Source organism: Bradyrhizobium sp. CCGE-LA001 (assembly GCF_000296215.2).
Classification (GTDB): domain Bacteria; phylum Pseudomonadota; class Alphaproteobacteria; order Rhizobiales; family Xanthobacteraceae; genus Bradyrhizobium.
This window is the reverse complement of sequence record NZ_CP013949.1, coordinates 7,497,324-7,518,680: the sequence shown is the minus strand read 5'-3', so window position 1 is coordinate 7,518,680 and position 21,357 is coordinate 7,497,324. Positions and strand designations below refer to the sequence as shown.

The window sequence follows — 21,357 nt, the reverse complement described above, 5'->3', positions numbered from 1 at the left end:
TCGCGTTCCCGGCGGGATGGTCTATAAGGCCCTCCGATCCCAACGATATCAGTTCATTTCCGGCCGATGGCTCCATCGCAACAGGCGAAATCGTCCAAATCTGTCCGTGGCCTGCTGCTCGGACTGGCCGCCGCTGCCTGTCTGCTTGCCGGCCTGCCAGCCGCGCATGCCCAGGCCCCAGCCAAGCGACCGCCGGCCGCGCCGCAGGCTTCGCCTCAGGTCACACCCCAGGCCGCCCCGCAGGCCGTGCCGGGCTTCTGGGACCCGCGGCGCCGGCCGGAGCGGCCGGACCTGTCGCGCATCACTGTGATCCGTTTCCTGACCGAGACCGACTACCCGCCGTTCAACTTCACCGGCGCGGACGGCAATCCGGCCGGCTTCAATGTCGATCTCGCACGCAGCCTGTGCGACGAGATCAAGGTGAGCTGCACGGTGCAGATGCGCCGCTTCGAGACGCTGGTCGATGCGCTCACCTCCAACCGCGGCGATGCCATCATCGCCTCGATGGCGGTGAGCCCGCAGCTGCGCGCCCGCGTCGACTTCACCGATCCCTATTACCGGGTGCCGGCGCGCTTCGTCTCGCGCAAGGATGCGGTGATGCCGGAGATCCGCCCCGAATATCTCGAGGGCAAGAAGGTCGGCGTCATCGCGGGCTCGGCGCATGAGGCCTATCTCAAGGCGATGTTCACCGACGCCGAGCTGCACGCTTTTCCCAATGACGATGCGCTACGCACGGCCCTGCGGAAGGGCGAGGTCGATTTCATCTTCGGCGACGCCATCTCGCTGGCGTTCTGGACCAACGGGACCGATTCCGGAGATTGCTGTGCCTTCTCCGGCGGCCCTTTCGTCGAGAGCCGCTTCTTCGGCGAGGGCGTCGGCATCGCCGTGCGCAAAGGCAACGACGTGCTGCGCCAGGCCCTGAACTGGGCGCTGTTCCGCGTCTGGGAAAAAGGCCGCTACACCGATCTGTGGCTGCGCTATTTCTCGGTGAGCCCGTTTTAGTTCGTCGCTGCTCCCTCCGCCGTCATTGCGAGGAGCGTAGCGACGAAGCAATCCAGACTGTTTCCGTGGAGACAGTCTGGATTGCTTCGCTTCGCTCGCAATGACGAGGGAGGCCGTGCTTCGCACAAAATTGCATTCTGCCCGGAAATCGCTATTTTCCGCGGCCCGGAGGCCCTTCTTGATGTCCGTTATCGATCCCAGCATGAGCCCGAGCGATTTGCGTGCGCTCGCCGAACAATCCAACGCCTGGCCGTTCGAACAGGCGAAGGCCATTGTCGCGCGGCTGAAGAAAAGCCCGAAGGACGAGGTGCTGTTCGAGACCGGCTACGGTCCCTCCGGCCTGCCGCATATCGGCACGTTCGGCGAGGTCGCGCGCACCTCGATGGTGCGCCACGCCTTCCGCGTGCTGACCGAGGACAAGATCAAGACGCGACTGCTCGCGTTCTCGGACGACATGGACGGGTTTCGCAAGGTGCCCGACAACGTCCCCAACAAGGAGATGCTGGCCGCGCATCTCGGCAAGCCGCTGACGCGGGTGCCGGATCCGTTCTCCAACGAGTATCCCTCGTTCGGCGCACATAATAACGCGCGCTTGCGCGCGTTTCTGGATCATTTCGGCTTCGACTACGAGTTCGCGAGCTCGACCGACTATTATACGTCCGGCCGGTTCGACGCGACGCTGCTCAAGATGCTAGCCGCCTACGACAAGATCATGGCGATCATCCTGCCGACGCTCGGCCCCGATCGCCGCGCCACTTATTCGCCGTTCCTCCCGATCAGCAAGACGACCGGAGTCGTGCTGCAGGTCCCGATGATCCGCCGCGACGTCGCGGCCGGCACGGTGACCTATCTCGATCCCGATACCAACCAGGAGGTCGAGACGCCAGTCACTGGCGGCAACGTCAAGTGCCAGTGGAAGGCCGATTGGGCGATGCGCTGGGTCGCGCTTGGCGTCGACTACGAGATGGCCGGCAAGGACCTGATCGATTCGGTGAAGCTGTCCGGCGCGATCGCGCGGGCGCTCGGCGCCACGCCGCCGGAAGGCTTCAACTACGAGCTCTTCCTCGACGAAAAGGGCCAGAAGATCTCGAAGTCGAAGGGCAACGGCCTCACCATCGACGAATGGCTGCGCTACGCCTCGCCGGAATCGCTGTCGCTGTTCATGTATCGCGAGCCGAAGGCGGCGAAGCGGCTTTACTTCGACGTGATCCCGCGCAACGTCGACGACTACCAGCAATTCATCGACGGCTTTGCCAAGCAGGACGGCAAGCAGCAGCTCGGCAATCCGGTGTGGCACATCCACAACGGCAAGCCGCCGCAGGGCGACATGCCGGTGACGTTCCAGCTCCTGCTCACGCTGGTGTCGTCGTCGAACGCGGAGAATGCCGAAACGCTGTGGGGCTTCATCGGCCGCTACCGTCCGGGCGTCAGCCCCCAGACGCATCCAAAGCTCGATGCGATGGTCGGCTATGCCATCAACTATTATCGCGATTTCGTCGCGCCGACCAAGCAGTTCCGCGTGCCCACGGACACCGAGCGCGCAGCGCTGCAGGATCTGCGCGAAGCGCTGTCGCAGCTGCCTCAGGACGCCTCGGCCGAGGACATCCAGAACGTCGTCTACGAGATCGGCCGTCGCGAGCCGTTCCTCGACCAGGTCAAGAAGGGCAAGGACGGCCGACCCGGCGTCACGCTCGACTGGTTCAACATGCTCTATCAGGTGCTGCTCGGCCAGGAGAAGGGCCCGCGCTTCGGCTCCTTCGTCGCCGTGTACGGCATCCAGAACGCGGTCAACATGATCGACGGCGCGCTGGCGCGCTCAGCGTAAAATTGTAGCCCGGATGAGCGCAGCGACATCCGGGGCGCCTCGGCGAAGGTCCCGGATATCGCTTCGCTCATCCGGGCTACGGAGCTTCATTCAGGCGAAACTCTCTCACTGGCTCGCCCACACGATCCGCGCCACCCACGCGACGTCAGCCGCCGCGATGGTCCGTGCCGCCTGCGACGCATCGAGCGGCTGCACGTCCAGCGCCTTGGCCGTGCGACGCTTCAGCGTCGCGATCGTCATCTCGTCCGTCCTCGTCCTCACCACCACGCGATCGCCCTTGCGGATCGGTGCATCGGGCGAGACCAGGATGATGTCACCGTGGCGATAGGCCGGCAGCAGCGCATCGCCGGAAATCTCTAGCGCGAAAGCGTGGCCGTCCTCGGCGCTCGGCAGCGTGATCTCGCTCCAGCCCTTGCCGGATGGATGGCCGGCTTCGTCGAAAGCGCCACTGGTGGCGGCCAGCGCGAAGCCGAGCAGCGGTATCGAGCGGCCGTCGACGGCGTCGTCGTCGATCAGCCGCGCAAAGCTGTCGATCGAGCAATCGGCCGCGGCCAGCGCCTTCGCGATCGATTCGGTCGAGGGCCAGCGCTCGCGGCCGTCGGCGGTGACGCGCTTCGACCGGTTGAAGGTGGTGGGATCGAGCCCGGCGCGCTTGGCAAGGCCCGATGGCGACAGACCGGCGCGCGCCGCCAGCCGATCCAGCGCGATCCAGATCTGGTCGTGGGTCAGCATCCTCGGCGCATTGGCCTGTTTGACCATGGAAGGTCCAGCCCGTCGCAACTCAGGAAAACTGTCCTCAAATCAACCGGTTTTCCGTTTTTCGCGCAAGAGGCGGTGGCTAACTCTTGAGTTCGGCAGGGGCCGCCTTTACGGTCGCGCCAGGGCTTTTCGAGACCCGCACGAGACGAAAAAACCCAAAAGACTCAAAGAGCAAACAGGGCTGCGGAAGCGGTGGTCAAGATCTACAAAATCTGTCCGGCCTCGGCCTGGCGCGAGGCGGAACGGCAGGGTGTCTACCGCGGCAGCGCGGATGATGCGCGCGACGGTTTCATCCATTTCTCGACCGCCGCCCAGGTTCCCGAGACCTTGCGCAAGCACTATTCCGGACAGCGCGCGCTGTTCCTGGTCGAGGTCGAGGGCGATGCGCTCGGCAGCGAGCTGCGCTGGGAGCGCTCGCGCAACGACGAGCTGTTTCCGCATCTCTATGGCGAGCTCGATCTCGGCGCCGTGCTCTCGGTGATGAATCTCAACATGCGTTCCGACGGCAGCCACGACGTTCCGGAGCTTGCCCCGTGATCCGTGCTTTCGACGCCTTTTCACTGCCGGTGCTGCGCTGGCTCGATCCGGAGGATGCGCACCGTCTCGCGATCCAGGGGCTGCGCTTTCTGCCGCCGGTCAAGCCGCGTGCGGACGATCTCAAGCTCGCGGTGCGCGCCTTCGGGCTCAACTTTCCCAATCCCATCGGCATGGCCGCGGGCTTCGACAAGAGCGCCGAGGTGCCGGATGCGCTGCTGCGGCTCGGCTTCGGCTTCGTCGAGATCGGCTCGGTCACGCCGAAGCCGCAAGCCGGCAATCCGCGGCCGCGGCTGTTCCGGCTCGAGCGCGACGAGGCCGTGATCAACCGCATGGGCTTCAACAATGACGGCGCCGAGGTCGCGTTGCGCCGGCTCGCTGCGCGCGCGCAGCATGGCGGCATCGTCGGCGTCAATGTCGGCGCCAACAAGGATTCGCCCGATCGCGTCGCCGATTACGTCAAGCTGATCGAGACCTTTGCGCCGGTTGCGAGCTATTTCACCGTCAACGTCTCCTCGCCGAACACGCCGGGCCTGCGCAATCTGCAGGAAGGCGCGCTGCTCGACGATCTCCTCGCACGCGTGATCGACGCCCGCGAGCGTGTCAGGCAGAAGGCCGGCGACACGCCGGTGCTGCTCAAGATCGCGCCCGACCTCAGCCTCGCCCAGCTCGACGACGTCGTGCAGGTCGCGCGATCGCGCCGGGTCGACGGCATGATCGTGTCGAACACGACCATCGCGCGGAACAGCACGTTGCGCGAGACGACGCGGGCCAAGGAGCAGGGCGGCCTGTCCGGCAGGCCGCTGTTCCGCCTGTCGACGCGCATGGTCGCGGAGACCTATGTGCGCGTCGAAGGCGCATTCCCGCTGATCGGCGTTGGCGGTGTCGATTCAGGCGGCGCCGCGCTGACCAAGATCCGCGCCGGTGCCAGCCTGATCCAGCTCTATTCGTCGCTGGTCTACAAGGGCCTCGGCCTCGTCGACGAGATCAAGCGCGACCTCGCCTCGACGCTGCTGCGCACGGGACGGGATTCGCTCTCCGAGATCGTCGGCGCCGACGCCGCGACGCTGACGGCGGAAGACTGGCCGGGGATGTAAGACGGTCTCCTGCCCCGGACGCAGCGCAGCGCGCCACCTTCGGCGTGGTGCGCTGCAGTGCCGGGGCGCATGCTCGCCGCAAACTGGATCCCGGCTCTGCGCAGCAGCGTTTCACGCTGCAGCGCGTCCGGGACACGATCGTTAGATTTTCGAGAACGTCGCCCGGTACAGCGCCGGATACCTTGCCCCCTGCAATCCGCCGCGTGCCACATAGAACGCGATCAGCGCGCACCAAAGTCCGGTATTGCCGAACGATTGCAGTGCCAGCCAGACGCAGAAGAAGATCGCGAGCGAGGCCAACATCAGATTGCGCATCTCGCGCGCCCAGGTGGCGCCGACATAGACGCCATCGAAGCCGAACGCGAACACGCCGGGGATTGGCGCAAGCACGATGAACGGCAGGAACTCGCGCGCGGAGCGGCGGACGTCCTCGCTCGCGGTCATGAAATTGATGATATCGGGCCCGAACGTCGCGAACAGCGCCGCGACGACCGTGGCGAAGCCGAGGCCCCATGTGAGCACCAGCCGGGTCGAATCCGCAAATCCCCTGGCGTCGCGTGCGCCAAAAGTGCGGCCGCAGAGCTGCTGGGCCGCGTTGGCGAGGCCGTCGAGGAAGAAAGCGCTGACCAGCAGGAAATTGTTGAGCACGGAATTCGCGGCGAGCGTGACGTCGCCCGTGCGCGCGCCCTTGGCGGTGAAGAACAGGAACACCGTGATCAGCGCTGCGGTGCGGATCAGGATGTCGGTGTTCACCGCCAGGAGCCGCATCAGCTTGGCGCGATCCAGCAGAATTGCGCGGGGCACCTTGAAGCCGCCGACGGCATAACGGCGGCAGACGATCACGCCGAGCACGAACCCTGACGTCTCCGACAGCAGCGCCGCAATTGCCGCACCTGCGATGCCGAAGTCGTAGACCAGCACCAGCAGGATCGTGGCTGCCATGTTGATGAGGTTGATGACGACCTGGAGCGCGAGTGCCGGATTGGCGCGGGCCTGTCCCACCAGCCAGCCGAGCACGACGTAATTGGCGAAAGCGAAGGGCGAGGACCAGATCCGGATCATGAAATAGGTCTTTGCGGCGCGCGTCACGCCCTCGCTGCCGCCCATCAGGTCGAACAGCGCGGCGGCCAGCGGCAATTGCAGCACGATCAGTCCGGCGCCGATCAGGCCGGCGACGATGAAGCCGCGCACCAGGATCACGGTCTGCTCGCGCGTCTCGCCGGCGCCCATCGCCTGCGCCGTGAAGGCGAGCGTGCTCATGCGCAGGAAGCCGAACAGCCAGAACAGGCAGTCGAAGATCACGGAAGCCATCGCAACGCCGCCGAGCAGCGCGGCATCGTCGAGCCGTCCGATCGCAGTGGTCGAGACCACGCCGATCAGCGGCGTGGTGAGGTTCGCCACCATCGCAGGGCCGGCGATGGCGAACACCTGGCGGGAGCCGATCTTGAGGGGAATGGGGGCGTGCATGTCAGAACACGAGCACCATGCCGTCTTCGGCGGCGAGATGGTCGATGTCGTCGAGGCGCGACAGCACGTCGTCGCTCATATGGGTGAGGACGAGGCGCTTGGCGCCGATCTCGGGCAGATGCTGTTCCAAGGTCTTCAGGCTGAGATGGTTCTTGACCACCTTCTCGTACATATAGGCTTCCGCAATGAAAAGGTCCGCGCCATGCGCCAGCGGAATGAGCGTCTCCGTCCATTCGGTATCGGCGCTGTAGGCGAGCGTGCGGCCCTCGGCTTCGACGCGATAGGCCAGGAACGGCCCGCCGGATTCGCCGTGCACGACCGGATAGGGCGTCACCGTCACCGTGCCGAAGCTTTGGCTTTGCCGAGGCGCTAGTTCGACCACGTTGAGCTCGAAACGCTGCTTGGTCTTGGAGGAGTGCTCGAACAGCGCTTCCATCACTGCGCGGAGCCGCGTCTCGGTGCCTTGCGGGCCCGCAATCGTCAGCGGCCGCGTCCGCCGCGAGAATTGCGCATCGAGCAGAAAAAACGGCAGCCCGGCAAAATGGTCGCCGTGGAAATGCGTGATGAGGATGAGATTGATGTCGTCACAGTCGATCTCGAGCCGCTTCAGCGCCGGCAGGGCCGACGCGCCGCAATCGATCAGGAAATTGCTCTCGCGCCCCGAGATGTGGAAGCAAGTGTTGAGCCTGCCACCCGAGCCGAAGGCGTCACCGCAGCCGACAAAGCGCAGTTGCATCGGCTGCGGGCTCCCTAACTATGATCCGGAATCAGCGTCGCGGCGAACCGAACACGCGCGAGAGCAGCCAGATCGGGATCACGATGACAGCGCCGAGCAGGAAGTAGCGCCACAGCCAGTTGATGGTGTCGAAGCCGAGATCCCAGAGCCGCTGGAACAGCAGCTGGATGCTGTAGAGGATGTTCCAGGGATCGAAACCGATCGCCGCCAGCACGACGCCGACCAGGATCGAGAGCAGGACCAGGCGAAACGCGACTGCCAGCGGCGTGCCGCCGAGAAAGCGGTTCAGGCCATCGCTGCGGCCGGCCGGCAAATCTCTGACGTCTTGGACCATCTCAAACTCCTCGCGGGGATTCGTCCCCATTATAAGTCACGGCGGGGCACATGGGGAACCCGGGTCCGGCCGTCAATCGGGTTACGGGAGTTTAATTCGCGAGTCATCTCTCCCGCGGCCTGATAAGAGTGTTTTCCCGGCCGCCATGCTTCGAGACGCCGGCTTTCGGCGGGCTCCTCAGGATGAGGACGGAGTGCGCGGCAGCAGTTCAAACAGGCGCCGGCGCCGATTAGCCTCATCCTGAGGAGACCGCGAAGCGGTCGTCTCGAAGGACGAGGCGCGCGCTCAGGCGCCGCCAAAATCCGGCGCAGCACGCGCCTCACATCTCCACCTCCGCCGGCTCCGCCTTCAGCATCCGCTCCAGCGTTTCCAGCCTGTCCGCTTCCCGCGGCGGCTTGTCCCAGCGCAGGCGGCTGATGCGGGGAAAGCGCATGGCGACGCCGGATTTGTGCCGCGGCGAGCGCTGCAGCCCCTCGAACGCGACCTCCAGCACGAGACCCTTGTCCGGCTCGTGCACGACATGGCGGACAGGGCCGAACTTTTCGGTGGTGTTGCGGCGGACGAAGCGGTCGATCTGCAACAGCTCCTCGTCGGTGAAGCCGAAATAGGCTTTGCCGACCGGCACCAGCTCGTCGCCGCCATCGCCGCCGGTCCAGACGCCGAAGGTGTAGTCGGAATAATAGGACGAGCGCTTGCCGTGGCCGCGCTGCGCATACATCAGCACGGCGTCGATGATGTGCGGGTCGCGTTTCCACTTCCACCATTGCCCCTTCGGCCGCCCCGGCAAATACGGCGCATCGCGCCGCTTCAGCATCACGCCTTCGACCGCGTCGGCGTCCTCGCCGGCGCCGGCACTGGCGGGATCGGCGCGCGCGGCGGTCAGCGCCTCCCAGCTTGCGAAGGGCACGGTGGTCGACAGGTCGATGCGGGGATCGTCGAGCTTTGCGATGAAGGTCTCGAGCCTCTCGCGCCGCTCCGCGAACGGCAGCTCGCGCAGGTCGTTCTGGTCGTCGCCGAGCAGGTCGTAGGCGCGCAGATGGATCGGAAATTCCTTGATCAGCTTTGGCGAGACCACCTTGCGGTTGAGACGCTGTTGCAGCACGTTGAAGCTCTGCACGCGACCCTCGCGCAGGATCAGGAGCTCGCCGTCGATGGCGCCAGGCAGGCGCAGCGACGGCACGAGATCCGGAAAGCTGCCGGTGATGTCTTCGCCGGTGCGCGAATAGAGCCGCGCGGTAATGTGCCCGCGCTCATCGCGGCCTGCCACCGCCTGCACGCGAATGCCGTCCCATTTCCATTCGGCGATATAGTCGGCGGGATCGAGCGAAGCGAAATCCGTGTCCTCGATCGCATGCGCGAGCATCACCGGGCGGAACGGCGCGGGATCGCGATTGACCGGCTTGTCGCCGCGGCCTTCGAGCCAGGCGAACAGGTCGAGATAAGGCGGCGCAAGCCCCGGCCAGATCAGCTCAACCTCATGCGGGTCCTTGTCGCCCAATGCTGCGGCAGCAGTCTTGGCAAGGCGCGCGGAAATGCCGATGCGAAGCGCGCCGGTCACGAGCTTCAGCAGCGCCCAGCGGCCGGTCTCGTCGAGCTCGTCGAGCCAGCGTTCGAGCTGCTTTGGCAGCTCGGTCTTGCCGAGCGTACGCAGCGTGGTGACGACTTCGGTGAGGGACGGAGGCGGCGGGTTGTTATGGGCGGCCAACGGCGCCTTCGGCCACATCAGCGCCACCGTCTCCGAGAGATCGCCGACATAGTCGTAGGATAGCCCGAACAGCACCTCATCCGTGCGCGCCGCGATGAGGTCGCGGATCAATGCGGGCTTGGCATGCTTGAAGCTGAGTGCGCCGGTGAGCGCGGCCAATGCGTAGCCGCGATCGGGGTCGGCGACCTCGCGGAAATAGCCGGTGATCAGCCGCAGCTTGTTGTTGCGGCCGGGCTCGTAGGCGAGGCGATCGAGCAGCTCGGCGAAGCGGTTCATGCCTCGGCCTCGTTTTGGATCGACGTCTCGCTCTCCTCCTCGTCGCCATAGCCGACGAGATCCAGCGGCTGCGCTTTGAGGCCCTTGCTACGGCACCAATGCACCAGCGCGTCTTCCTGGCCGTGCGTGACCCAGATCTCGCCGGCGCCAGTCGCTGCGATCGTCGCGGTGAGGCCGTCCCAATCGGCATGGTCGGAGATGACGAGCGGCAGCTCGATGCCGCGCTGCCGCGCGCGGGCGCGCACGCGCATCCAGCCCGAGGCGAAAGCGGTGACCGGGTCGGGAAAGCGCCGTGTCCAGAGATCTGATGTCGCCGACGGCGGCGCCAGCGTGATGGTGCCGGCAAGCGACGCCTTCTTCATGCCCTTCGCCGGCCTGAGCTCGCCGAGGTCGATGCCGCGGGTCTGATAGTAATGCGTGATCGTCTCCATTGCGCCATGCAAGTAGATCGGCGCCTCATAGCCGGCCTGGCGCAGCAGCGCGATGACGCGCTGTGCCTTGCCGAGCGAATAGGCGCCCACCAGATGGGCGCGCTCCGGAAACAACGCGACCGAGGCCAGCAGCTTCTTCACCTCGTCGCCGGCATCGCCATGCCGGAACACCGGCAGGCCGAACGTCGCCTCGGTGATGAAGACGTCGCAGGGCACCAGCTCGAACGGCGTGCAGGTCGGGTCGGGTGCGTCCTTGTAGTCGCCGGAAGCGACGATGCAGGTGTCCTTGCAGGTCACGGCGATCTGCGCCGAGCCCAGCACATGGCCGGCCGGGTGAAACTTCACCCGGATATCGCCGAGCCGGATTTCCTCGCCGTAAGCGATCGCCTGTGTCGAGCCGGCAAAATTCTCGCCGTAGCGCAGCCGCATCATGTCGAGCGTTTCCTGCGTCGCCAGCACCGCGCCATGGCCGGCGCGGGCATGGTCGGAATGCCCGTGGGTAATCACCGCCCGCTCGACCGGGCGCACAGGATCGATGTGGAAGCCGCCCGGCTTGCAGCACAGGCCGGCAGCAGTTGGCAGCAGGATGTCTTGGGGGCGCATCGTGGTCATATAGGGAGCTATCACCTCCAATTCACCGGTCATGCGCGGGCTTGACCCGCGCATCCATCCTCTTAAAGAGTTTCATTTTTTGATGGATTGCCGGGCCTACGCCGCGCCGGGGGGGCTTCGGCCCCGCAGGCGGGTCAAGCCCGACAATGACGAGTGGTTCCCCGATGCCCCTGCGCTTGTTCCTGACCTCCGGCGATCTCATGGCCGACCGCCGCTTTGAGTTCGCGCGCGACCTCCAGCTCAAGGGCGATTTGCCTGCAGCCGCGGACCTCGTCGAACAGGCGCTCGAGCTCGCGCCCGATTTCACCTCGGCTTGGTTCACGCTCGGCGAACTCCGTCAGCAGCTCGGCGAGCGCGACAAGGCGCTTGCCGCGTTCCGGGAAGCGCTCCGGTGCGATCCGGCGGACCAGCACGGCGCCGGCCTGCATTTGATGCGGCTGGGCGATGCGCAAGTTGCGGAGATGCCCAAGGCCTATGTGCAGGCGCTGTTCGACCAATACGCGCCGCGCTTCGAGCATACGCTGATCAACGATCTCGGCTATCGCGCACCCGCGCTGATCTTCAAGGCGGTGCTGGCCGCGCGCGTCGCCGCGAAGAAGCCGGCCTACTTCAAGCGAACCATCGACCTCGGCTGCGGCACCGGCCTTGCGGCGGCCGCCTTCGCCAAGCAGGTCGACCATTTCATCGGCATCGACCTGTCGCCCGGCATGATCAAGGAGGCGCGTGCGACTGAGCTCTATGCCGAGCTCGAAGTCGCCGACATGATCGAAGGCCTGCGCGGCAAGGCGGATGCGAGCGCGAATCTCGTCGTCGCCGCCGATGCCTTCGTCTATCTCTCCGATCTCGCGCCGGTGCTCACCGAGGCAAAGCGCGTGCTCGTCTCGGGCGGCGTGCTCGCCTTCACGCTCGAGACGCATGACGGTAGCGGCGTCGTGCTCGGCGCCGGCCTGCGCTATGCCCATTCGGCGGAATATGTGCGCAGCGCGCTGGCGAAGGCCGGACTGAAGCTCCTCACGCTGGAGCCGGCCTCGCCGCGCAACGAGAACAACGAGCCGGTGCGCGGCCTCGTCGTCGTCGCCGAGAAAACTTGAGTCTAGGCGCTGCATCTGCAGCAATTTAAGCGTCATTGCGTCGCAAAGCTGCGACTTCCCACTTGCGAGCTGCGCTGCGATGTCAGCACAATGCGCGCACCAGGGAGAAAACAATAATGACCAAGAATCCATCGCGGCGCGATTTCAGCGCCGCCGCGCTCGCCACCATCGCCGCATCCACTCTGCCCGCGCCCTATGTCTGGGCCGCGGAGAAGAAATACGATGCCGGGGCCAGCGACACCGAAATCAAGATCGGGCAGACGGTGCCTCATTCCGGCCCCGGCTCGCTCTACGGCGTGCTCGGCCGCATCGGCGAAGCCTATTTCCAGATGCTGAACGAGAAGGGCGGCATCAACGGCCGCAAGGTCAAGTTCCTCACCATGGACGACGCCTACAGCGCGCCGAAATGCGTCGAGGCGACGCGGCGCCTCGTCGAGCAGGAAGAGGTGCTCGCGCTCTACGGCTCGCTCGGCACCGCGCCGCAGACCGCCGTGCACAAATACCTGAACTCAAAGGGCGTGCCGCAGCTGCTGCTCAACACCGGCGCCTCGAAGTGGAACAACCCGAAAGAGTTCAAATGGACCATGGCCGGCCTGCCGCTCTATCCGACCGAGGCGCGCATTCTCGCGCGCCACGTCGTCAGCGTGAAGCCGAATGCCAAGATCGGCATCCTCTACCAGAACGACGATTTCGGCCGCGACTTCCTCGGTCCGTTCAAGAAGGTGCTGGCTGACGCCGGCGGCACCGCGCAGGTGATCATGGAGCAGACCTATGATCTCACCGAGCCGACCGTCGATTCCCAGCTCGTCAATCTCTCGAAATCGGGCGCCGACGTCTTCTACAACATCACCACGGGCAAGGCGACGTCGCAGTCGATCCGCAAAGTGGCCGAGCTCGGCTGGAAGCCGCTGCAGCTGCTGTCGGCCGGATCGACCGGCCGCTCGATCCTCAATGCCGCGGGCATGGAGAATGCGACCGGCATCGTCGCGATCCGCTACAACAAGGAGGTCGGCCTGCCCAAATGGGAGAAGGATCCCGATGTGATGGCGTTCGAGGAGCTGCGCAAGAAATACACGCCGGCGATCGATTCCGACAACACCATCGCCTTCGCCGGCTACGGCCAAGCCGCGACCATGGCCGAGATCCTGCGCCGCTGCGGCAACGAGCTCACCCGCGCCAACGTGCTCAAGCAGGCCTCGAACCTCAACGGTTTCCACTCGCCCTATTTCCTCGACGGCGTCAGCTACAGCTACACGCCCGAGGATTACACGCCGATGAAGACGCTGTTCATCTCCACCTTCACCGGCAAGGACTGGGACATCTCCGACAAGCCGATGTCGGAGTAGGGAAGGGCATGGTGCCGTAGGGTGGGCAAAGGCGCTCTTGCGCCGTGCCCACCATCTTCCTGACGACGACCGCGGTGGGCACGCTCCGCTTTGCCCACCCTACGAGAGCATCCACCCCTCGACGAACCCGGCCCCACGGCTTACCTGTCATGCCGTGCCGCCCCGCATCCGCAAATCCCCGGCCGAGCCCGCCGCACTGCTGCCCGACCGCTTCAATGCGTGGTTCGCGGCGCGCGGCTGGTCGCCGCGCGCGCATCAAGTGGCGCTGCTGGAGAAGGCGCGCGAGGACAGGTCCGCGCTGCTGATCGCGCCGACCGGCGCCGGCAAGACGCTGGCAGGATTTCTGCCGACGCTGGTGGAGCTTTCCACGCAGGCGGCCGAGCGGAACGCAGGTGAGAAGAAAAGCCTCGTCTCCACCGGCCGCGACGTGCGGCGCGCCGGCGGCCTGCACACGCTCTACATCTCGCCGCTCAAGGCGCTCGCCGTCGATATTGCGCGCAATCTGGAGCGGCCGATCGCCGAGATGGGTCTGCCGATCAAGGTGGAGACCCGTACCGGCGATACGCCCGTCTCACGCCGCCAGCGCCAGCGGCGCTATCCGCCGGATGTCCTGCTGACGACGCCCGAGCAGCTCGCGCTGCTGCTGTCCTCCGACGACGCGCCGTTCCTGTTCTCATCGCTGAAGCGCATCGTGCTCGACGAGCTGCACGCGCTGGTGACGTCCAAGCGCGGCGATCTGCTCTCGCTCGGCCTCGCGCGGCTCTGGCGGCTAGCGCCGCATCTGCGCGCCATCGGCCTGTCGGCGACGGTCGCCGAACCCGATCAGCTCGCGCGCTTCCTGGTGCCGCAGCCCGACGGCAAGGAAGAGGCGGCCGACATCGTCGTCGCCGGCGGCGCAGCGCCGCCCGAGGTCGAGATGCTGGATACGCGCGAACGCCTGCCCTGGGCCGGCCACAGCGCGCGGCACGCACTCCCTGAGATCTACGAACTGATCAAGGCCAACAAGACCACGCTGGTCTTCGTCAACACCCGCAGCCAGGCCGAGATGCTGTTCCAGAATCTCTGGAGCATGAACGATGACGGCCTCGCCATCGCCCTGCATCACGGCTCGCTCGATGTCGCCCAGCGCCGCAAGGTCGAGGACGCGATGTCGGCGGGACGCTTGCGCGGCGTGGTCTGCACCTCCTCGCTCGACCTCGGCGTCGACTGGGGCGATGTCGATCTCGTCGTCAATATCGGCGCGCCCAAGGGATCCTCGCGCCTGATGCAGCGTATCGGCCGCGCCAACCATCGTCTCGACGAGGCCTCGCGTGCAGTGCTGGTGCCCGCGAATCGCTTCGAGGTGCTGGAATGCCGCGTGGCCATCGATGCCATCGCCGAGAATGCGCAGGACACGCCGCCCTTGCGCACCGGTGCGCTCGACGTGCTCGCCCAGCACGTGCTCGGCTGCGCCTGTGGCGAGCCGTTCTTCTCCGATGAACTCTACAATGAGGTCCGAACCGCCGCGCCTTACGCAAATCTCTCGCGCCAGGATTTCGACGATGTCGTCGACTTCGTCGCCTCCGGCGGCTACGCGCTAAAGACCTATGAGCGCTTCGCCCGCATCAAGCAGGACAAGGAGGGCCGCTGGCGCGTTGCCAATCCCAAGGTGCGGCAGAGCTACCGCATGAATGTCGGCACCATCGTCGAGGACGACATGCTGAAGGTGCGCCTGGTGCGCTCGCGCGGCGGTGGTGCGGGATCGACGGGCGTGATCGCGCGCGGTGGCAGGCTGCTCGGCGAGATCGAGGAGGCCTTCATCGAGGGCTTGAGCCCCGGCGACACTTTCGTGTTCTCAGGCGAGGTGGTGCGCTACGAGACCGTGGTCGAGGACCAGGTCTATGTTTCGCGCGCCCATGACAAGGATCCCAAGGTGCCGTCTTACATGGGCGGCAAATTCCCGCTCTCGACCTATCTTGCGGAGCGCGTCCGTCGCCTGCTCGATGACTTCAGCGCATGGGGCGGTCTGCCGGAGCAGGTGCGCGACTGGCTGTCGCTGCAAAAGGACGTTTCGCAGGTGCCCGCCGTGCGCGAGCTCTTGGTCGAGAGCTTTCCGCGCGCCAACAAGCATTATCTCGTCTGCTATCCCTTCGAAGGCCGCCTCGCGCACCAGACGCTCGGCATGCTCCTGACGCGGCGCTTGGAGCGCGCCCGCGCGCGGCCGCTCGGGTTCGTCGCCAACGAATACGCCATCGCGGTCTGGGCGCTCGGCGACATGTCGTTCATGATCCGCGATGGGCGGATCGATCTCGACGCGCTGTTCGACCCCGACATGCTCGGCGATGATCTCGAAGCCTGGCTGGCCGAGTCCGCCTTGATGAAGCGCACTTTCCGCAACTGCGCCATCATCTCCGGCCTGATCGCGCGCCGCCACACCGGCGAAGAGAAGAGCCGCCGCCAAGTGCTGTTCTCGACGGATCTCGTCTACGACGTCCTGCGCAAACACCAGGCCGACCACGTCCTCCTGCGCGCCGCGCGCGCCGATGCCGCCACCGGCCTGCTCGATCTGCGCCGCCTCAGCGACATGCTGATGCGCATCAAGGGCCGAATCTCATTCCGGGAACTCGACCGCGTTTCCCCGCTCGCGGTGCCCGTGATGCTGGAAATCGGCCGCGAGTCAGTTTATGGCGAAGCTGGAGACGAGCTGTTGGCGGAAGCCGCCGACGAGTTGGTCAAGGAAGCGATGGGATAGAGGCAGGTTTCGACGTGACGGCAGGCGCGCTGATTTCGGGAGATATCGAGGACATGCGCGTTTCCAGCGTCACCATCAACGAAGTGACGTTCGCGGCCGATCTCTCCGGCGCGCTGTTCTGGGACGAGCAGCGCCTGCTCGTCGTCTCCGACCTGCATCTGGAAAAAGGTTCCAGCTTCGCCATGCGCGGCGTGCTGCTGCCGCCTTACGACACGCTGGCGACGCTTGGCCGCCTCGCTGCTGTCATCTCCCGCCATAACCCGCGCACCGTGATCGCGCTTGGCGACAGTTTTCACGATCGCAGCGCGCATGAGCGCCTCTCCGCACAGGACCGCGACGCCGTCGCCGCGCTCCAGTCGGGCCGCGACTGGATCTGGATCTCGGGCAATCATGATCCCATGCTGCCGCGCGATCTCGGCGGCACCGTCGCCGAGGAAGTCGCGATCAGCCCGATCACCTTCCGCCACGAGCCGACCGGCGCGCATGGCGAGATCGCCGGCCATCTGCATCCCAAGGCCCGCGTCTCCGCGCGCGGCCGTTCGATGGAGCGCCGCTGCTTCGCGTCTGACGGTATGCGCGCCGTGATGCCTGCCTTCGGCGCCTATGCCGGCGGCCTCAGCATCCGCGATGCCGCGTTTGCAAGGATCTTTCCGAAGAACGGCTTCGTCGCCCATCTCCTCGGCGACCGCCGCGTCCACGCCATCGCCGCATCGCGGTGCTATTGAACGCTAGAGAGCTTTGTTGCGGCCATCCTTCGAGACGCCCGCCTTCCGGCGGGCCCTCAGGATGAGGACGGAACGCGTAGCAGCAGTTTCAACGTGCACGTCGCTCATGAGCCTCATCCTGAGGAGACCGCGGAGCGGTCGTCTCGAAGGACGAGGCGCTTGCTCGAGCCGCGACCGTGGTCGCAGATCGAAGCCGCAGTAGCAGCTTAAGCCGCCTTCGTCTGCACATTGTCGCAGAATTCGGCGAGCCGCTCGGCCAGCCGCAGCGTCGCCGGGCTGGCATCCGGCGAGGCCATCAGCGCCACCTCGGTCTTGTTGATTGGCGCAAAGCCGTCCTTGGCGGTCAGTACGCGATGGTCGGACTGGATTGCCATCTCCGACAATATGCTCAGCCCCATGCCGGCGGCGACGGCGGCCTGGATGCCGGAGAGACTGGATGACGTGTAGGCGGTGTGCCACGCGCGGCCCGCGCTTTCCAGCGCGTGGATGGCGCCGGCGCGATAGATGCAGCCGAGCGGAAAGCCGATCAGCGGCACGGACGACACGTTGACGTCGACCGGATGGCTCTTGCTGGTGACCCAGTGCACCCGCTCCGGCCACACCGCGATCGCGTCCTTTGCGCCGGCTTCGCGCTTGTACAGCGCAAGGTCGAGCTCGCCGCGTTCGAGATCGCGGGCCAGATGCTTGCTCTGGTCCGCGCGCACGTCGAGCCGCAGCCGCGGATGCGAGCGCGAGAACGCGCCCAGCAGCTTCGTCAGCCGGTAGGCCGCGAAATCCTCGGGAATGCCGAGCCGGATCGCGCCTTCGCCGCCCGGCTGCCGCAGCACGTCGCGCGCTTCTTCCGCGAGCGAGAGCAGCCGCCGCGCATAGGACAAGAGCCGCTCGCCGGCCTCGGTCGGACGCACGTCCTTGCCGTCGCGGTGCAGCAGCACCTGTCCGACATCCTCCTCCAGCCGCTTGATCTGCTGGCTCACGGTCGACTGCGTGCGGTGGACGCGCGCGCCGGCGCGGGTGAAACCGCCGGCCTCGACCACCGAGACGAAGCTGCGCAGCAGCTCGAGATCGAGCATATCAGCCTCCATTCAAAAATCCACTTATCGGCAGTTAATCATTTAATTTCCAAATGACAAGCCGTCTCCCTAGATCGAGGGTTCCAGGAGAATGCCCTCATGTCGCTCGCCCCCTCGCTTCCCGTTCCCCGCAGCCGCTTCAACACGCTGCCGCTCGCTATCGGCCTGTTCTGCCTGCTCTGGAGCTACGCCTTCGTCGCCGGCAAGATCGGCGTCACCCATTGCCCGCCGCTGATCCTGCTCGCGGCGCGCTTCTCGCTGGCGGGCATCCTGATCCTGGGCGCGACGCTGATCCGCGGCGACGGTTGGTCATTGTCCTGGCGCGATGTCGCGATCTTCGCGGTGCTCGGCATTGCCAACAACGCGCTCTATCTCGGGCTGGGCTATACCGGCCTGCAATCGGTCTCCGCAGGCCTCGGCGGCCTGATCGTCTCGGCCAATCCGGTGTTCACGGCGGCGCTGGCCGCGCTTCTACTTGACGAAGGCATGACCTGGCGCAAGGCGAGCGGCCTCTTGCTCGGCATCATCGGCGTGACCGCGATCGTGTGGCATCGCCTGTCGGTCGGCACCGACAGCCTGCACGGCATCGTCTTCACGCTGGCCTCGCTCGCGTCCATCGTTGCCGGCACCATCCTGTTCAAGCTGCTCGCACCGAAGGGCTCGTTGTGGATCGGCAACGGCGTGCAGAACCTCGCCGCGGGCATCGTGCTGACGCCGGTCGCGCTCACCTTCGCCGACGTTCATGCGATCGACTATACGCCGGGCCTGATCGGCGCCTTCGCCTTCCTCGTGCTTGGCGGATCGATCCTCGCCTATTGGCTCTGGTTTCATCTCCTGAAAGTGTGTGGCGCCACAGCCGCCAGCGCCTATCATTTCCTGATGCCGCCGCTCGGCATGCTGTTCGCGTTCCTCGTGCTCGGCGAGCGTGTGGAGGCCCGCGATCTGCTCGGCATCATCCCGGTCGCGCTCGGCATCTATCTGGTGACGCGCCCCGCAAAGCCCGTCTCGTAACAGGAGTTTGTCATGCCCGTTTCCATCACGTTGATCGGCGGCCCGACCGCGCTGATCGAGATCGACGGCTTCCGCCTACTTACCGACCCGACCTTCGATGCGCCCGGCGCCTATCAGCTGCCGCATGTGAAGCTGGAGAAGACGATCGGGCCTGCCATGCGGCCCGACGCGATCGGCCCGGTCGATGCGGTGCTGCTCAGCCATGACCAGCACTCCGACAATCTCGACAATTCCGGCCGCGAATATCTCTTCACGGTCAAACGCGTGTTCACGACCGAGGTGGGCGCAAGGCGCCTCGGCGGTCAGATCGAGGGCCTTGCGCCCTGGGACACCGCGAAGCTGAGGGACGGTGACGGCAATTCGCTGACCATCACCGCAACGCCCGCGCGCCACGGCCCGGCCGGCATCGAGCCGCTGTCGGGCGACGTCATCGGCTTCGTGGTCTCGTCGAGCCGCAAGGACACGCGTCCGATCTATATCAGCGGCGACACCACCTGGTTCGACGGCGTCGCCGAAGTCGCGCGCCGCTTCAAATGCGGCGTGGTGCTGCCCTTCGCGGGCGCGGCGCAAACGCGCGGCCCGTTCCATCTCACCATGGACACCAACGACACCATCGAGACCGCGCGCGCCTTTCCCGATGCGATGATCGTGCCTGTTCATACCGAAGGCTGGGCGCATTTCCGCCAGAACGGCGAGGACCTGCGCAAGACCTTCGACGTGCTCGGCTTCGGGACACGGCTGCGCCTGCTGGAGCCGGGCGTGCCGACGGTGATCGAGGCACCGTGAAGGAGGGTGCCGGCCTCAATCCTTCCTGAACACGATCGACGCCATCCATCCCGACATCAGCGCCATTGCGACCGTGGCGAGGCCGTAGAGCAGGCCGTGGTGGCGCGCACTGGTGGCGACGAATTGCTCGAAGCCGATCTTGACGATCTCGAACGCTGTCTCGGTCTTGCCGATGAACGCGCCGTTGGCAAACAGCTTGATCTCGATCTCGTAGGTGCCGATCGGCACCTCGCCCGGCAACGGGATGCCGGTGCGGAACAGCGTCGGCGTCAGGAACGTCACCGCGCTTGCATCCTCGCGATAGAGCCCGCGCTGGGTGCGCAGGCGGATGAAGGCGGAGCGGAACGCATCGTTCGGCACCACGTCGGCATAATCGCCGCTGACGCGCTGGGTCAGCAGCACGTTGTTGAGCCCGATCTGCTGCCGCCGCGCGATCTCGGGCGAGGTGATGGCCTCGAAGGGACGGTTGGCGAACAGCGCCAGATAGCTCGGCACCTCCAGGAACTGGCGGTAGTCCGTGTTGATCCAGATGCCGAAGGTGCGTTCCTTCCGCCGCGTCACCAGGTCGGCGCGCGGGCCCATCACGGTGACGACGAGATCGTAATTGGTTCGATCGGCCGGTGTGGACGCATCCTTCTCGACCGAGCCGAACAGCACCAGCTCCTCGCCGGAATAGTTTGGCGTCACGGTGACGCGGTGGTTGGAGACCGACACGATCAGCCGCTCGGCGCGCGCTGCGCCGCCGATCAGTAGAACGAGAAGAGCTGCCAGAAGCATGCGCGTCATCCGGTCACCCCCAGCTCACGGATGGTGAAGAGGTCCGCGGGGCGGATCACCAGCTCGACCGCGAAGCGGATTCCGACCGAGAGAATGAGAAGGCCAAGCAGCAGCCGCAACTGCTCGCCGCGGATCTTCTGGCCGGCCCTTGCGCCGAACTGCGCACCGGTGACGCCGCCGACCATCAGGATCAGCGCCAGCACGGCATCGACGAGATGATTGGTCACGGCATGCAGCATGGTCGCGAACAGCATGGTGACGACGGTCAGGACCATCGAGGTCCCGATCACGGTCGAGGTCGGCACCCGCAGCAGATAGATCATGATCGGCACCAGGATGAAGCCGCCGCCGATGCCCATGATGGCGCCGATGAATCCGATCACGGTCCCGACGACCACGACCGGAATCACTGACAGATAGATCTTGGAGCGCTTGAACCGCATCTTCAGCGGCAGGCCGTGGATCCAATTGTGGGTGCGGCGTGGCGGCAGCGCGCCGCGCCTTGTCCGCATCAGGGCGCGCAGGCCTTCGGAGAACATCAGGCTGCCCACGGTGGTGAGCAGCACCACGTAAGACAGCGCGATCATCAAATCGAGCTGGCCGAGCGCGCGAAGCTGCGTGAAGGTCCACACGCCCAGCGTCGTCCCGGTCACGCCGCCGCATAAGAGAACGCTCGCCAGCGCCGGATCGATCGCACGACGCCGCCAGTACGACAGCGCGCCGGAAAAGGAGGAGGCCGCGATATGACTTGCCACGGAGGCGACCGCGACCGCCGGTGTGATGCCGATGAAGATCAGAAGCGGCGTCATCAGGAAACCGCCGCCGATCCCGAACATGCCGGACACGAAGCCGACCGCGGCGCCCATGGCGAGCACCAGGAAGACATTGACCGGAAGGTCGGCGATCGGAAGGTAGAGCTGCATTGAACCACGCGCCGGCGGGACGGATCGATTGCCGCGTCTCTCAATAGCGGAATTCGGCGCGGTGAGGGACCGGGAATGTCAGGCGTGGTGAATGGGGCGAGAGTGTGAATGAGGCTCGA

Annotated in this window: 19 protein-coding genes; 10 read left to right on the top strand and 9 right to left on the bottom strand. The window is 65.8% G+C overall.

What is annotated here, in order from left to right:
• Positions 1–66: 66 nt before the first annotated feature.
• A complete protein-coding gene (locus tag BCCGELA001_RS34145; protein ID WP_060737297.1) occupies positions 67–1,002 on the top strand; it encodes a transporter substrate-binding domain-containing protein in 936 nt (311 codons plus the stop codon).
• A 181-nt stretch (positions 1,003–1,183) separates the two neighbouring features.
• Positions 1,184–2,827, top strand: coding sequence for a lysine--tRNA ligase (locus BCCGELA001_RS34140; RefSeq protein ID WP_060737296.1), 1,644 nt, complete (start codon positions 1,184–1,186; stop codon positions 2,825–2,827).
• A gap of 105 nt (positions 2,828–2,932) precedes the next feature.
• Here BCCGELA001_RS34140 and BCCGELA001_RS34135 read toward each other — a convergent pair whose 3' ends face one another.
• A complete protein-coding gene (locus BCCGELA001_RS34135; protein ID WP_083543485.1) occupies positions 2,933–3,586 on the bottom strand; it encodes a S24 family peptidase in 654 nt (217 codons plus the stop codon).
• Positions 3,587–3,778: 192 nt separating this feature from the next.
• Here BCCGELA001_RS34135 and BCCGELA001_RS34130 point away from each other — a divergent pair, with 192 nt between their 5' ends.
• Both BCCGELA001_RS34130 and BCCGELA001_RS34125 read left to right on the top strand, forming a co-directional pair.
• Positions 3,779–4,123 carry a DUF952 domain-containing protein gene (locus BCCGELA001_RS34130; RefSeq protein WP_008541127.1) on the top strand — a complete coding sequence of 115 codons (345 nt, stop codon included), beginning with the start codon at positions 3,779–3,781 and terminating at the stop codon, positions 4,121–4,123.
• Complete coding sequence (locus BCCGELA001_RS34125; RefSeq protein ID WP_008541128.1) at positions 4,120–5,217, top strand: quinone-dependent dihydroorotate dehydrogenase; 1,098 nt, start codon at positions 4,120–4,122, stop codon at positions 5,215–5,217. The genes BCCGELA001_RS34130 and BCCGELA001_RS34125 overlap by 4 nt, the downstream gene beginning before the upstream one ends.
• 141 nt (positions 5,218–5,358) lie before the next feature.
• Here the strand turns inward: BCCGELA001_RS34125 and BCCGELA001_RS34120 are convergent, their stop codons facing one another.
• From BCCGELA001_RS34120 to BCCGELA001_RS34100, 5 genes are all read right to left on the bottom strand, one after another.
• Entirely contained in the window at positions 5,359–6,684 is a 1,326-nt protein-coding gene (locus tag BCCGELA001_RS34120; RefSeq protein WP_060737295.1) for an MATE family efflux transporter, read from the bottom strand.
• Position 6,685: 1 nt separating this feature from the next.
• Complete coding sequence (locus tag BCCGELA001_RS34115; RefSeq protein WP_060737294.1) at positions 6,686–7,420, bottom strand: MBL fold metallo-hydrolase; 735 nt, start codon at positions 7,418–7,420, stop codon at positions 6,686–6,688.
• Positions 7,421–7,451: 31 nt separating this feature from the next.
• Entirely contained in the window at positions 7,452–7,754 is a 303-nt protein-coding gene (locus BCCGELA001_RS34110; RefSeq protein WP_008569045.1) for a DUF6460 domain-containing protein, read from the bottom strand.
• 319 nt (positions 7,755–8,073) lie between these two features.
• On the bottom strand, positions 8,074–9,735 hold the full coding sequence (locus BCCGELA001_RS34105) for a cisplatin damage response ATP-dependent DNA ligase (RefSeq protein ID WP_060737293.1): 1,662 nt from the start codon (positions 9,733–9,735) through the stop codon (positions 8,074–8,076).
• A complete protein-coding gene (locus BCCGELA001_RS34100; RefSeq protein ID WP_008541144.1) occupies positions 9,732–10,769 on the bottom strand; it encodes a ligase-associated DNA damage response exonuclease in 1,038 nt (345 codons plus the stop codon). The genes BCCGELA001_RS34105 and BCCGELA001_RS34100 overlap by 4 nt, the downstream gene beginning before the upstream one ends.
• Positions 10,770–10,942: 173 nt before the next feature.
• On the opposite strand from BCCGELA001_RS34100, the gene BCCGELA001_RS34095 reads away from it, so the two are divergent.
• From BCCGELA001_RS34095 to pdeM, 4 genes are all read left to right on the top strand, one after another.
• Positions 10,943–11,869: a class I SAM-dependent DNA methyltransferase gene (locus BCCGELA001_RS34095; RefSeq protein WP_008541145.1), complete on the top strand. Its 927-nt coding sequence runs from the start codon at positions 10,943–10,945 to the stop codon at positions 11,867–11,869.
• 116 nt (positions 11,870–11,985) lie between these two features.
• A complete protein-coding gene (locus BCCGELA001_RS34090) occupies positions 11,986–13,215 on the top strand; it encodes an ABC transporter substrate-binding protein (RefSeq protein ID WP_008541146.1) in 1,230 nt (409 codons plus the stop codon).
• A 154-nt stretch (positions 13,216–13,369) separates the two neighbouring features.
• On the top strand, positions 13,370–15,946 hold the full coding sequence (locus BCCGELA001_RS34085; RefSeq protein WP_060737292.1) for a ligase-associated DNA damage response DEXH box helicase: 2,577 nt from the start codon (positions 13,370–13,372) through the stop codon (positions 15,944–15,946).
• 53 nt (positions 15,947–15,999) lie between these two features.
• Positions 16,000–16,671 (top strand): ligase-associated DNA damage response endonuclease PdeM, encoded by a 672-nt coding sequence (gene pdeM, locus BCCGELA001_RS34080; RefSeq protein WP_060738004.1) that lies wholly within the window; start codon positions 16,000–16,002, stop codon positions 16,669–16,671.
• Between the two features lie 206 nt (positions 16,672–16,877).
• On the opposite strand, the gene BCCGELA001_RS34075 is transcribed toward pdeM, so the two are convergent.
• Positions 16,878–17,741 (bottom strand): LysR family transcriptional regulator, encoded by an 864-nt coding sequence (locus tag BCCGELA001_RS34075; protein WP_008541157.1) that lies wholly within the window; start codon positions 17,739–17,741, stop codon positions 16,878–16,880.
• Positions 17,742–17,840: 99 nt separating this feature from the next.
• On the opposite strand from BCCGELA001_RS34075, the gene BCCGELA001_RS34070 reads away from it, so the two are divergent.
• Positions 17,841–18,752, top strand: a complete 912-nt coding sequence (locus BCCGELA001_RS34070; protein ID WP_008541158.1) for a DMT family transporter — start codon at positions 17,841–17,843, stop codon at positions 18,750–18,752.
• A gap of 12 nt (positions 18,753–18,764) precedes the next feature.
• Complete coding sequence (locus BCCGELA001_RS34065; RefSeq protein WP_060737291.1) at positions 18,765–19,538, top strand: MBL fold metallo-hydrolase; 774 nt, start codon at positions 18,765–18,767, stop codon at positions 19,536–19,538.
• Between the two features lie 15 nt (positions 19,539–19,553).
• On the opposite strand, the gene BCCGELA001_RS34060 is transcribed toward BCCGELA001_RS34065, so the two are convergent.
• Entirely contained in the window at positions 19,554–20,324 is a 771-nt protein-coding gene (locus tag BCCGELA001_RS34060) for a TIGR02186 family protein (RefSeq protein WP_008541163.1), read from the bottom strand.
• Positions 20,321–21,238 (bottom strand): sulfite exporter TauE/SafE family protein, encoded by a 918-nt coding sequence (locus tag BCCGELA001_RS34055; RefSeq protein WP_060737290.1) that lies wholly within the window; start codon positions 21,236–21,238, stop codon positions 20,321–20,323. The genes BCCGELA001_RS34060 and BCCGELA001_RS34055 overlap by 4 nt, the downstream gene beginning before the upstream one ends.
• Between the last annotated feature and the right edge of the window lie 119 nt (positions 21,239–21,357).

Bases quoted from the DNA above. Each gene is read 5' to 3' on its own strand.
- BCCGELA001_RS34145 (WP_060737297.1), top strand. From the start codon at position 67: ATGGCTCCATCGCAACAGGCGAAATCGTCCAAATCTGTCCGTGGCCTG.
- BCCGELA001_RS34140 (WP_060737296.1), top strand. From the start codon at position 1,184: ATGTCCGTTATCGATCCCAGCATGAGCCCGAGCGATTTGCGTGCGCTC.
- BCCGELA001_RS34135 (WP_083543485.1), bottom strand. From the start codon at position 3,586: ATGGTCAAACAGGCCAATGCGCCGAGGATGCTGACCCACGACCAGATC.
- BCCGELA001_RS34120 (WP_060737295.1), bottom strand. From the start codon at position 6,684: ATGCACGCCCCCATTCCCCTCAAGATCGGCTCCCGCCAGGTGTTCGCC.
- BCCGELA001_RS34115 (WP_060737294.1), bottom strand. From the start codon at position 7,420: ATGCAACTGCGCTTTGTCGGCTGCGGTGACGCCTTCGGCTCGGGTGGC.
- BCCGELA001_RS34110 (WP_008569045.1), bottom strand. From the start codon at position 7,754: ATGGTCCAAGACGTCAGAGATTTGCCGGCCGGCCGCAGCGATGGCCTG.
- BCCGELA001_RS34105 (WP_060737293.1), bottom strand. From the start codon at position 9,735: ATGAACCGCTTCGCCGAGCTGCTCGATCGCCTCGCCTACGAGCCCGGC.
- BCCGELA001_RS34100 (WP_008541144.1), bottom strand. From the start codon at position 10,769: ATGCGCCCCCAAGACATCCTGCTGCCAACTGCTGCCGGCCTGTGCTGC.
- BCCGELA001_RS34095 (WP_008541145.1), top strand. From the start codon at position 10,943: ATGCCCCTGCGCTTGTTCCTGACCTCCGGCGATCTCATGGCCGACCGC.
- BCCGELA001_RS34090 (WP_008541146.1), top strand. From the start codon at position 11,986: ATGACCAAGAATCCATCGCGGCGCGATTTCAGCGCCGCCGCGCTCGCC.
- pdeM (WP_060738004.1), top strand. From the start codon at position 16,000: ATGCGCGTTTCCAGCGTCACCATCAACGAAGTGACGTTCGCGGCCGAT.
- BCCGELA001_RS34075 (WP_008541157.1), bottom strand. From the start codon at position 17,741: ATGCTCGATCTCGAGCTGCTGCGCAGCTTCGTCTCGGTGGTCGAGGCC.
- BCCGELA001_RS34070 (WP_008541158.1), top strand. From the start codon at position 17,841: ATGTCGCTCGCCCCCTCGCTTCCCGTTCCCCGCAGCCGCTTCAACACG.
- BCCGELA001_RS34065 (WP_060737291.1), top strand. From the start codon at position 18,765: ATGCCCGTTTCCATCACGTTGATCGGCGGCCCGACCGCGCTGATCGAG.
- BCCGELA001_RS34060 (WP_008541163.1), bottom strand. From the start codon at position 20,324: ATGACGCGCATGCTTCTGGCAGCTCTTCTCGTTCTACTGATCGGCGGC.
- BCCGELA001_RS34055 (WP_060737290.1), bottom strand. From the start codon at position 21,238: ATGCAGCTCTACCTTCCGATCGCCGACCTTCCGGTCAATGTCTTCCTG.